The organism is Pseudomonas sp. BN415 (genome assembly GCF_029871195.1).
Lineage (GTDB): Bacteria > Pseudomonadota > Gammaproteobacteria > Pseudomonadales > Pseudomonadaceae > Metapseudomonas > Metapseudomonas resinovorans.
Genome location: NZ_SSOK01000066.1, coordinates 16,549 through 27,466 on the forward strand (window position 1 = coordinate 16,549; position 10,918 = coordinate 27,466).

The following is a 10,918-nucleotide window of genomic DNA, read 5'->3' on the forward strand; positions in this document are numbered from 1 at the left end:
GGGTGGCGTATGGGCCTCCGCGCGTCGCCGGATCGGGGCAAATCGCGGCTGGCCTGCTGCCGGCCTCCAGTGACTCGGGTATACTCGCCGGCTTTTCCGAAAGTTTTGCCAGCGAGAGCTTCCGTCATGGAAATCAACCCGATTCTGAACAGCATCAAGGACCTCTCCGATCGCACCCTGTCTATTCGGGGGTATCTTTGACTACGATCAGAAGCATGATCGTCTCGTCGAAGTAAACCGCGAACTCGAAGATTCCAACGTCTGGAACAACCCCGAATACGCCCAGAATCTTGGCCGCGAACGCGCCCAGCTGGCGCAGATCGTCGAAACCCTGGACGACCTGACCGGCGGCCTCGCCGATTCCCGCGACCTGCTGGACATGGCGGTCGAGGAGAACGACGAAGGTGCAGTGAACGACGTCGCTGCCGAAGTCGAGCGCCTGCGCGAGATCCTCGAGAAGCTGGAATTCCGCCGGATGTTCAGCGGCGAGATGGACATGAACAACGCCTACCTGGACATCCAGGCCGGTTCCGGTGGCACCGAAGCCCAGGACTGGGCCAACATGCTGCTGCGCATGTACCTGCGCTGGGCCGACAAGCGCGGCTTCGACGCCACCATCATCGAATTGTCCGAAGGCGAAGTCGCCGGCATCAAGGGCGCCACTGTCCATGTGAAGGGCGAGTATGCCTTTGGCTGGCTGCGCACCGAGATCGGCGTGCATCGCCTGGTGCGCAAGAGCCCCTTCGACTCCGGCAACCGTCGCCACACCTCGTTCACCGCGGTGTTCGTCTCGCCGGAAATCGATGACAACATCGAAATCGAGATCAACCCGTCCGACCTGCGCATCGACACCTACCGCTCCTCTGGCGCGGGCGGTCAGCACGTGAACACCACCGACTCCGCGGTGCGTATCACCCACGTACCGACCAACACCGTGGTGGCGTGCCAGAACGAGCGCTCCCAGCACGCCAACAAGGACACCGCCATGAAGATGCTGCGGGCCAAGTTGTACGAGCAGGAGATGCAGAAGCGCACCGCCGCCTCGCAGGCGCTGGAAGACACCAAGTCCGACATCGGCTGGGGCCACCAGATCCGTTCCTATGTACTCGACCAGTCGCGGATCAAGGACCTGCGTACCGGCGTCGAGCGTAGCGACTGCGACAAGGTGCTGGACGGCGATATCGACGAATACCTCGAGGCCAGCCTCAAGCAAGGGCTTTGACGCACCACACTTTTGTAGGAGCGGGCTCGCTCGCGAACAGCATCGAACGCTTCGCGAGCAAGGGCTTGTCGCCCTCTCGGTCCTGCGGTTACCCAAATTGAAACAGACGCCAGGCAGATAGAACGACCATGAGCGACCAACAACTCGACCAGCACGAACTGCAACAGGAAGAAAACAAGCTGATCGCCCAACGCAAGGAAAAGCTTGCTGCCGTGCGTGAAGCCAAGGCCATCGCCTTCCCCAATGACTTCCGCCGCGACAACTACTTCGCGGACCTGCAGAAAGAGTACGCCGACAAGACCAAGGAAGAGCTGGAAGCAGCCGCCATCCCGGTCAAGGTCGCCGGTCGCATCATGCTCAACCGCGGTTCTTTCATCGTCCTGCAGGACAGCAGCGGCCGCCTGCAGGTCTACGTGAACCGCAAGACCCTGCCCGAAGAGACCCTGGCCGAGATCAAGACCTGGGACCTGGGCGACATCATCGGCGCAGAAGGCACCCTGGCCCGTTCCGGCAAGGGCGACCTGTACGTCGAGATGACCAGCGTGCGCCTGCTGACCAAGTCCCTGCGCCCGCTGCCGGACAAGCACCACGGCCTGACCGACACCGAACAGCGCTATCGCCAGCGTTACGTCGACCTGATCGTCAACGAGGAAACCCGCAACACCTTCCGCGTGCGTTCCCAGGTGATCGCCCACATTCGTCGCTTCCTCAGTGACCGCGGTTTCCTCGAAGTGGAAACCCCGATGCTGCAGACCATCCCCGGTGGCGCCGCAGCCAAGCCGTTTGCGACCCATCACAATGCGCTGGACATGGCCATGTTCCTGCGTATCGCACCGGAGCTGTACCTCAAGCGTCTGGTGGTCGGCGGTTTCGAGAAGGTCTTCGAGATCAACCGCAACTTCCGTAACGAAGGCGTTTCGACCCGGCACAACCCCGAGTTCACCATGCTCGAGTTCTACCAGGCGTATGCTGACTACGAAGACAACATGGACCTGACCGAGGAACTGTTCCGCGAGCTGGCCCAGGCGGTGCTCGGCAGCACCGACGTGCCCTACGGCGACAAGGTCTTCCACTTCGGCGAGCCGTTTGTGCGCCTGTCCGTATTCGACGCCATCCTCAAGTACAACCCGGAAATCACCGCCGCCGACCTCAACGATGTCGAGAAGGCCCGCGAGATCGCCAAGAAGGCCGGTGCCAAGGTCCTCGGCCACGAAGGTCTGGGCAAGCTGCAGGTGATGATTTTCGAGGAGCTGGTGGAGCACAAGCTGGAGCAGCCGCACTTCATCACCCAGTACCCCTTCGAAGTGTCGCCGCTGGCGCGCCGCAACGACCAGGACCCGAGCGTCACCGACCGCTTCGAGCTGTTCATCGGTGGCCGCGAGATCGCCAACGCCTACTCCGAGCTGAACGACGCCGAAGACCAGGCCGAGCGCTTCATGCTGCAGGTCAAGGAGAAGGACGCTGGTGACGACGAGGCCATGCACTACGACGCCGACTTCGTCAACGCCCTGGAGTACGGCATGCCGCCCACCGCAGGTGAAGGCATCGGTATCGACCGTCTTGTGATGTTGCTCACCAATTCGCCGTCTATTCGAGACGTCATCCTGTTCCCGCACATGCGGCCGCAGGCTTGATGCAGGAGCAAGAAAAGAACCGCCTTCGGGCGGTTTTTTCTTGGCTGCCGTGCGGCGCGCGAACCTTTTGCCCCGGAGCCGCTCCTACTTGGCGCTCGTCAGGGTCGACAGAGCCTTAATCTTGCCCATCCCAGCATTGAATAGCCGGATAAATGGTCAACACTTTCACCTTGAGTGAGATCGGAGGGTTTCCTGTCTTGAACCAGTCGTCCCGCAGTGACAGTGCTGCCCGCGTGGCCAGCGCGGTAGCCGAAAGCGTGAAGTACCAGGGCCGCAAGGCCAGCCGCCAGGGCAGCGAACAGCGCCGCCAGGCGATCCTCGATGCCGCCATGCGCATCATCGTCCGTGACGGCGTGCGTGCCGTACGCCATCGCGCCGTGGCCGCCGAGGCCCAGGTGCCGCTATCGGCCACCACCTATTACTTCAAGGACATCAACGACCTCATCACCGACACCTTCGCCCAGTTCGTGGAGCGCAGTTCGGCGGTGATGGCGGCCTTCTGGGCCAGCGTGGAGGATGACCTCCAGGCCATGGCTGCGGTGCTCAGCCGCGACGGTGACTCGCGCCGGGCGATGACCGACCAGATCGTCGAGCTGGCCATCCAGTACGTGTGCAGCCAGTTGGAGGAAAACCGCGACCAGTTGCTCGCCGAACACGCCTTCCGCCAGGAAGCGCTGCTCAACGCCGGCCTGCGTAATCTTGCTGACGCACATCGCAGGATACTCTCGCAGGGCGCGGAGCATTTCTTCCAGGTTCTGGGCTCGGCCGAGCCAACTCAAGACGCCAAGGTGTTGACGGCCGTCATTCTGCGGATGGAATATCAGGGCCTCCTCGACGGGGTGGAAAACCTCGACATCGACGAGATGCGAGCCGTCCTGAAACGCTACCTTTACCTGGTGATGGGACTGTAGGCGCATAGATCGAACCCCGCCGAGGCGGGGTTTTTCGTTATCACAAGGAGAGCGAAATGAAAGTCTGGCGTGCCGTGGTTGCCCTGTCCTTCCTGCTGTTGGGCGGCTGCCTGGTCACCTTCAAGGATCCGATCCCGGCCAACGAGCCGGCACCCATGCCACTTCTCGGGGACTGGACCCGCAAGGACGAGTGGGGCGAGCGCCAGTACCTGGAGGTCAGCCGCGCCGGCTCCAACCTGTACAAGGCACGCAGCTTCGAGGGCAGCAAGGACAACCTGGAGGGCATGGAGGAGTTCGGCTTCACCGTCGCCCACCATGGACGCCGCTGGTACCTTTCGGCCGGTCTGCCGAAGACGCTTGGTGCCAACTTCGCCATCGCTGGATTCGAGCTGACCACCGACAACGAGTTGGTGGTCTACAACCTGGATGTCGAACGTTTCGAGCAGGAAATGCAGGACGGCAAATTCCAGGGGCAGGTCGTGGAAATGCCGGAAGGCGACGGCGTGCTCATCACCAGCCCGCTGGATGTGGTCTTCGGCTGGCTGGACGACCCCGCCAACTCCGACGTTTTCGTCGAAGTGGCGCGGTACCAGCGCGCGACCGAGGAGTGAGCAACCGATGACCCGCCGCAAGCTGCCAGACGATTACCAGAAGACCATTCGCGCGCTATCGGACCGTATCGTCCAGGCGCAGACACCGATCCGCGTGCTGGACGCCGTGAAGTGGGACGACAGCGTCCGCCAGGGCTTCCTCAAGCACAAGGGCAAGGCCATGCCCCCAGTGGACCGCGCCTACTACGACAGCCGCCCACTGGCCTTCGACTCAGTCGAGAAGAAGCTGGAATTCCAGAACATCGAGCGCGATATCACCCGTCACCTGGGCCAGTTCAACCCGGTGGGGCAGATCATGCGGCGGATGTGCAAGGAGTACCGCATGGTGATCCGCATGCTCGAAGCACGCGGCACCGCGGATTTCGGCCTGATTTCCCAGGAACTCTATGGTGCCGCCTCCGACGCCTTCCATGCCGGCGACCCGACCCTGGCCGACCTAGGCCTGATGCTTTCGGACTACCTGAACAACATCGCCCATCGCGGCGACCTCAAGGACGAGGCCAAGACCCTCACCGCCAAGGACGCCGTGGGCTTGCTGCAGAGTCGGCTGGCGGCCGTGTTCGGCGACGACACCATCCGCGTGTTCGAGTCTGACGGCATAGTCGCGGATGCCGCGGCCGGGGCGGATTACATCAAGGTGCGTGCCGACGCCATGTTCAATGAGCGCGACGTGCGTGCCCTGGAAGTCCACGAAGGGCTGGTACATGTGGGGACCACCCTGAACGGCCAGAATCAGCCGATCTGCACCTTCCTCTCCAAAGGCCCGCCGTCGTCGACCGTGACCCAAGAAGGCCTGGCGATCCTGATGGAGGTCATCGCCTTCGCCTCCTACCCGACTCGCTTGCGCCGGCTGACCAACCGCACCCGCGCCATTCACATGGCGGAGGAGGGCGCGGATTTCCTCGAGGTCTACCATTTCTACCGCGAGCAGGGTTACAGCATGGAAGAGAGCTACGGCAGCGCCAGCCGCGCCTTCCGTGGTTCGCTGCCGGGCGGGCTGCCCTTCACCAAGGACCTGTCCTACCTGAAGGGCTTCATCCTGATCTACAACTACATCCAGCTGGCCGTGCGCAAAGGCAAGCTGGAGCAGATTCCTCTCCTGTTCTGTGGCAAGACCACCCTGGAAGACACCCGCACCCTGCGCCAACTTGTGGACGAGGGGCTGGTGGTGCCACCGAAATACCTGCCGCCGCAGTTCCGCGACCTCAACGCGCTGTCGGCCTGGATGTGCTTCTCCAACTTCCTCAACCACCTGAGCCTGGACCGTATCGAGGCGGACTACGCCAACATCCTCTGACCTGCCTGTAGGGGCGAAGGCACTCCCCCTGCAAGGCGGCACGAACCCTGTAGGGGCGAAATCATTCGCCAACCAGCCCGCAGGGCTGGCCTGTGATGTTTCAGGAAGGAAATGCACATGCCCGCTTCCCGCCTCTTGCCGATCCTCTTCGTCCTGATCCTGCAAGGCTGCAGCGCCCTGCTGTTCTACCCCGACCGCTACCTGCCCTTCACCCCGGAGAAGGCCAAGCTGGCGTACCACGACATCAACCTGACCGCCGCTGACGGTACGCGCCTGCATGCCTGGTGGTTGCCAGCCAAACCGGGTGTGGAAGTGAAGGGCACGGTGCTGCATCTGCATGGCAACGGCGGCAATGTTGCCAGCCACCTGGGCGGCAGCTGGTGGTTGCCGGCGCAGGGTTATCAGGTGCTGCTACTGGATTACCGTGGCTATGGCCGCTCCGAAGGCTCGCCCAGCCTGCCGGCGATCTACCAGGACATCGAGGCCGCCTTCGCCTGGCTCGACCAGGCGCCGGAGGTCCAGGGCAAGCCGGTCGTGTTGCTGGGGCAGAGCATCGGCGGCGCGCTGGCGGTGCATTATCTTGCCGAAAACCCTGCGCGGCGCGAGCAACTCAGGGCGCTGGTGCTGGACGGCGTGCCCGCCAGCTACCGCGAAGTGGCCCAATACAGCCTCTCCAACGCCTTGATCACCTGGCCGTTGCAGGTACCGTTGTCCTTCCTGATTCCGGATGGTGACAGCGCCATACGTGCCATTGGCGAGCTAAAAGGCCTGCCCATGCTGATCTACCACAGCATCGACGATCCGGTGGTGCCTCTTTCCAACGGCGTGCGCTTGTATCAAGCTGCGCCCCCGCCGCGGGTGTTCCAGCCGGTCCGCGGCGGCCATGTGCAGACCTTCGCCGACCCCACCTGGCGGCAGGTCATGCTGCTTTACCTCGAAGACCCGAAAGGCTTCGTCGGACTGCGCCGGCTGGCTGAAGTCCCGAATACAGAGAGTCCCCAATGAGCGAACGCAACCCCATTCCGCTGATCCTCACCGGCATCGGCAGCATTGTCGGCACCGTGATGGTGCTCTGGTACTACGGCTACCTTCACTTCGCCAAGCCGGAGGACGCCCTGTTGCTGTCCGACTTCACAATGCTCAAGACCATCCCGGGCGAGGATTACAAGGTTTCCCTGGAAGCTGCCCCGCAGGTCGCTCAGTGCATCGACGGCGTGCTGGTGCTGTTCGATACCCAGCAGAAGGGCCTGACCGGCGTGTTGGTGGACAACAAGCGCAAGGCGGTGCGCTGCATGGGGCAGGAGACCCCGCAAGAGGTCAAATAAGAGGCTAGCCTCCGTTTGGAGGTACCCGTCATGGACATTCGAATCTGGCAGGGCGATATCACCACCCTGAGCGTCGACGCCATCGTCAATGCCGCCAACAGTTCACTGCTTGGCGGCGGTGGCGTCGACGGCGCCATCCACCGGGCCGCCGGCCCCGAGCTCCTTGCCCACTGCCGCACGCTAGGCGGCTGCCCCACTGGCGAGGCACGCATCACCCCGGGCTTCCGCCTGCCGGCGCGCTTCGTGATCCACACCGTCGGGCCGGTTTGGCACGGCGGCACTCGCCTCGAACCCGAACTCCTCGCCAACTGCTACCGCAACAGCCTGGCCCTGGCCGAATCCGAAGGGCTGGGCAGCATCGCCTTTCCGGCGATCAGTTGCGGGGTGTACGGCTATCCGCTGGAGGCAGCGGCGCGAATTGCTGTGGCCGAGCTGCAGCGGCCCAGGCCGGTGGGCAGCCGTCTGCGTGAGGTGCTGTTGGTGGCCTTTGGGGTGGATATGGTGAAGATCTATCAGGACACCCTGAAGTAGGTTGCCGGGAGGGACCGGCCGGTCTTGCCCGTCACCCCTCGACTTCCGGGAGTTTGTAGGATGGGTAGAGCGGAGCGAAACCCATCATCGGATCGATGGGTTTCGCAGGTGTTCTCTTCAACGTTCCGCCCTCAGCAAGCGCATTCCGTTGAACACCACCAGCAGGCTGGCGCCCATGTCGGCGAACACCGCCATCCACAGGGTGCCTTGGCCCATCAGGGTAAGCGCGAGGAACACCGCCTTGATGCCCAGGGCCAGGGTGATGTTCTGCATCAGTACCGCGTGGGTCCGGCGCGACAGGCGTATGAACTGCGGCAGCTTGCGCAGGTCATCGTCCATCAAGGCAACGCCGGCGGTTTCGATGGCGGTATCGGTGCCGGCGGCGCCCATGGCGAAGCCAATGTCCGCTCGTGCCAGGGCCGGGGCGTCGTTGATGCCGTCACCCACCATGCCGACCGGCACACCTGAGGATTGGCGCAGGCCGATTTCCGCCAGCTTGTCTTCCGGCAGCAGGTTGCCACGGGCATCGTCTACCCCCACCTGGCTGGCGATGGCCTGCACGGTGTGCGGGTTGTCGCCGGAGAGCATCAGGGTCTTCACGCCCAGCTCATGGAGCTGGCCGATGGCTTCGCGGCTGCTGTCACGCATCGTATCGGCGACGGCGAACAGGACCAGCACGCTGTCCTCGCCGCACAGCGCCACCACCGTTTTGCCCTGGGTTTCCAGGGCGTCCAGGCGCGCTTCCAGCGCCGATGAACAGAGACCGAGCTCCTCCACCAAGCGGTGATTGCCCAGGTGATAGGTGCGGCCCTCGACCAGACCGGTGACGCCGCGGCCGGGCAGGGCGGCCAGGTTATCCACAGCGTAGAGCGCTATACCGTCGTCTTCGGCGGCACGGGCTACGGCCTGGGACACGGGGTGGTCCGAACGCGCCGCCAGGCTGGCGGCCACGGCTCGGGGATCGTGTTCATCCGTGTGCAGCAATTGGATGTCGGTCTGGCGAGGACGGCCTTCGGTCAGCGTGCCGGTCTTGTCCAGGGCGATCCAGGCCAGCTTGCGGCCCAGCTCCAGGAACACGCCGCCCTTGATCAGGATGCCGCCACGGGCCGCCGCTGCCAGGCCGCTGACGATGGTCACCGGGGTGGAAATCACCAGGGCGCAGGGACAGGCGATCACCAGCAGCACCAGGGCGCGGTACAGCCAGTCCAGCCAGGCGCCGTCGAACATCAGGGGCGGCAGCAGGGCGGTGAGTACGGCGATGAGGATCACCACTGGCGTATAAATGCGCGAAAACTGGTCCACGAAGCGCTGGGTCGGTGCCCGCGAGCCCTGCGCGGCTTCCACGGCGTGGATGATGCGCGCCAGGGTGCTGTCGTCGGCGGCGCGGGTGGCGCGGTATTCCAGTTCGCCCTCGCCGTTGATGGTGCCTGCGAACAGCGGGTCGCCCAGGTCTTTTTCCACCGGCAGGCTCTCGCCGGTAATCGGCGCCTGGTTGACGCTGGATCGGCCGCTCAGTACTTCGCCGTCGAGGGCGATGCGTTGACCGGGACGTACCCGCACGCGGGCGCCGGGCTTTACGTCACGCGCTGGGCGTTCACACCACTGGCCGGCCTCGAGAACCGTGGCCTGCTCGGGGGCCAGTTGCAGCAGGCCGCGAATTGCGTCCCTCGCTCGCTCCAGAGAGCGTGCCTCGATCAGTTCTGCGATGGCGAACAGTACGCTGACCATGGCCGCTTCCGGCCACTGGCCGATCAGTAGCGCACCGGTGACGGCGATGCTCATCAGGGCATTGATGTTCAGGTTGCGATTCTTCAGGGCGATCCAGCCCTTGCGGTAGGTGGGCAGGCCGGCGCCGAGGATGGCGAGGATGGCCAGGGCCGCCACCATCCACTCGGGCGTGAGGGTGAACCACTCGCAGACTTCCGCCGCCAGTGCAGCCAGACCGGCAAGGGCCAGTGGCCACCAGGGTTTCTTCGCTTCTTGCGGGGCGCTGGCGGGAGCGCCTTCGCGCAGCGGCACGGCCTGCATGCCGAGGCTCTCGATCAGGCGTTGCAGCGGCTCCACGTCGTCGAAGCGGTGACGCACGCGTAGCAGGCGCTGCATCAGGTTGAACTCCAGTTCTTCGATGGCCGGGACCCTGCCCAGGGCATCGCGGATCAGGCGCTCTTCGGTGGGACAGTCCATGGCATCTATGCGCAGGCTGCTCCAGCGCGGCTCGGCGGTAGCGGCGACGGTGGCCAGTTCCGGTGCGGCGGAGCGGGGCGCATGCTCATGGTCGTGGCAGCAATGGTGGCTCATGGGTCAATTCCTGTTTGACGCGTCGGTGGCCATTGCACACCCTGTAGCAACTACAGAGTCAAGCGGAGTCCGGCAATGAAGATCGGCGAACTGGCCACCCTCACCGGCTGCCCGGTGGAAACCATCCGTTACTACGAGCGCGAAGGCCTGCTACCGGCACCCTCGCGCAGCGCGGGCAACTACCGGCAGTACGACACGGTCCACGTGGAGCGGCTGTCGTTCATCCGCCACTGTCGTTCGCTGGACATGACCCAGGAGGAAATCCGCGCCCTGCTGGCCTTGCGCGATCATCCCGAGGCCAATTGCGGCACCGCCAACCGGCTCATCGAGGAACACTTGCACCATGTGGAGGTGCGCATCGCTGAGCTGCAGTCACTGCGCGACCAGCTCCATGACCTGCGCGCGCACTGCAGCGGGGAGGGCGCAAGCGAGGCCTGCGGCATTCTCCGCGAACTGGAGCAACCGGGGCCGCCGCCGGTGACCAGCGAGGAATGCGCGCACGCCGGCCACCTGCACGTACCGGGCGTGCATCGACGGGGTTGACGACCTCAGCGCTCGATCAGTGGTTGGTGCTGTCGCGCTGATCGCTGAGTTGCTGCAGGTAACGGCGTGAAAGGGCCAGGAAACGCGGCGTCGGCCCTATGTCCTCGTAGAGCGGGTCGCCCTGTTCATCGGTAGCGACCACCTGGCTGCCCCTGACGTAGGGGAAGCTGGCTTCCAACTCTTCCAGGGCGGCGCCTACCAGTTCGCCGATCAGTTCCTCGACGCTGCGCTTGGGATACATCTCGGACAACGCGGCAAGGCGTGCGGCGGACTCCAGGTCCAGGTGAATGCTGTACTCGCTACGGGTCAGGCGACCCTTGGCGTTTTGCTCCCAATGGCGGGCTAGTTCTCGGATCTTCATAGACACCTCATCCTTTACCCACGTGGTGGTGGGTGACTGCGAAGCACCGGGCGATCTCTGCCGCCCGGGAGTCGTCATTCGTGATGGCGGCTAATCTTCAGACTAGCTTGCGGACGCGCCTGGATATGCCGTTCGTCGCGCCCTTGTATCTCTATGGCGCGCTCGGCAATCTGGAGGCCGCAAAC

General features: G+C 64.0%; 11 protein-coding genes. 9 read left to right on the top strand and 2 right to left on the bottom strand.

Annotated elements, in window-relative coordinates:
• The first annotated feature begins 126 nt into the window (after positions 1-126).
• From prfB to E8F20_RS24195, 8 genes are all read left to right on the top strand, one after another.
• Positions 127-1,222 (top strand): peptide chain release factor 2 gene (prfB, locus tag E8F20_RS24160; protein ID WP_280286018.1). Its coding sequence is split into 2 segments (ribosomal slippage): positions 127-198 and positions 200-1,222, totalling 1,095 coding nucleotides; the frame shifts between segments, so codons are not numbered across the junction.
• Between the two features lie 128 nt (positions 1,223-1,350).
• Positions 1,351-2,856 (top strand): lysine--tRNA ligase, encoded by a 1,506-nt coding sequence (gene lysS / locus E8F20_RS24165; protein WP_028627398.1) that lies wholly within the window; start codon positions 1,351-1,353, stop codon positions 2,854-2,856.
• A 197-nt stretch (positions 2,857-3,053) separates the two neighbouring features.
• Positions 3,054-3,767: a TetR family transcriptional regulator gene (locus E8F20_RS24170; RefSeq protein WP_280286019.1), complete on the top strand. Its 714-nt coding sequence runs from the start codon at positions 3,054-3,056 to the stop codon at positions 3,765-3,767.
• Between the two features lie 56 nt (positions 3,768-3,823).
• Entirely contained in the window at positions 3,824-4,378 is a 555-nt protein-coding gene (locus E8F20_RS24175) for a hypothetical protein (RefSeq protein ID WP_280286020.1), read from the top strand.
• Positions 4,379-4,385: 7 nt separating this feature from the next.
• Positions 4,386-5,675 (top strand): flavohemoglobin expression-modulating QEGLA motif protein, encoded by a 1,290-nt coding sequence (locus tag E8F20_RS24180; protein WP_280286021.1) that lies wholly within the window; start codon positions 4,386-4,388, stop codon positions 5,673-5,675.
• 111 nt (positions 5,676-5,786) lie between these two features.
• Positions 5,787-6,680 carry an alpha/beta hydrolase gene (locus E8F20_RS24185; RefSeq protein WP_280286022.1) on the top strand — a complete coding sequence of 298 codons (894 nt, stop codon included), beginning with the start codon at positions 5,787-5,789 and terminating at the stop codon, positions 6,678-6,680.
• Positions 6,677-7,000, top strand: coding sequence for a hypothetical protein (locus E8F20_RS24190; protein ID WP_028627403.1), 324 nt, complete (start codon positions 6,677-6,679; stop codon positions 6,998-7,000). The genes E8F20_RS24185 and E8F20_RS24190 overlap by 4 nt, the downstream gene beginning before the upstream one ends.
• A gap of 30 nt (positions 7,001-7,030) precedes the next feature.
• The gene (locus E8F20_RS24195) at positions 7,031-7,531 is read left to right on the top strand and encodes an O-acetyl-ADP-ribose deacetylase (protein WP_280286023.1); all 501 of its coding nucleotides are present in this window, start codon (positions 7,031-7,033) and stop codon (positions 7,529-7,531) included.
• A gap of 117 nt (positions 7,532-7,648) precedes the next feature.
• Here E8F20_RS24195 and E8F20_RS24200 read toward each other — a convergent pair whose 3' ends face one another.
• Positions 7,649-9,829: a heavy metal translocating P-type ATPase gene (locus E8F20_RS24200; RefSeq protein ID WP_280286024.1), complete on the bottom strand. Its 2,181-nt coding sequence runs from the start codon at positions 9,827-9,829 to the stop codon at positions 7,649-7,651.
• Positions 9,830-9,904: 75 nt separating this feature from the next.
• On the opposite strand from E8F20_RS24200, the gene cadR reads away from it, so the two are divergent.
• Complete coding sequence (gene cadR / locus E8F20_RS24205; protein ID WP_280286025.1) at positions 9,905-10,372, top strand: Cd(II)/Pb(II)-responsive transcriptional regulator; 468 nt, start codon at positions 9,905-9,907, stop codon at positions 10,370-10,372.
• A gap of 16 nt (positions 10,373-10,388) precedes the next feature.
• Here the strand turns inward: cadR and E8F20_RS24210 are convergent, their stop codons facing one another.
• Positions 10,389-10,733: a pilin assembly protein gene (locus tag E8F20_RS24210; RefSeq protein ID WP_028627407.1), complete on the bottom strand. Its 345-nt coding sequence runs from the start codon at positions 10,731-10,733 to the stop codon at positions 10,389-10,391.
• Between the last annotated feature and the right edge of the window lie 185 nt (positions 10,734-10,918).

Bases quoted from the DNA above. Each gene is read 5' to 3' on its own strand.
- lysS (WP_028627398.1), top strand. From the start codon at position 1,351: ATGAGCGACCAACAACTCGACCAGCACGAACTGCAACAGGAAGAAAAC.
- E8F20_RS24175 (WP_280286020.1), top strand. From the start codon at position 3,824: ATGAAAGTCTGGCGTGCCGTGGTTGCCCTGTCCTTCCTGCTGTTGGGC.
- E8F20_RS24180 (WP_280286021.1), top strand. From the start codon at position 4,386: ATGACCCGCCGCAAGCTGCCAGACGATTACCAGAAGACCATTCGCGCG.
- E8F20_RS24185 (WP_280286022.1), top strand. From the start codon at position 5,787: ATGCACATGCCCGCTTCCCGCCTCTTGCCGATCCTCTTCGTCCTGATC.
- E8F20_RS24190 (WP_028627403.1), top strand. From the start codon at position 6,677: ATGAGCGAACGCAACCCCATTCCGCTGATCCTCACCGGCATCGGCAGC.
- E8F20_RS24195 (WP_280286023.1), top strand. From the start codon at position 7,031: ATGGACATTCGAATCTGGCAGGGCGATATCACCACCCTGAGCGTCGAC.
- E8F20_RS24200 (WP_280286024.1), bottom strand. From the start codon at position 9,829: ATGAGCCACCATTGCTGCCACGACCATGAGCATGCGCCCCGCTCCGCC.
- cadR (WP_280286025.1), top strand. From the start codon at position 9,905: ATGAAGATCGGCGAACTGGCCACCCTCACCGGCTGCCCGGTGGAAACC.
- E8F20_RS24210 (WP_028627407.1), bottom strand. From the start codon at position 10,733: ATGAAGATCCGAGAACTAGCCCGCCATTGGGAGCAAAACGCCAAGGGT.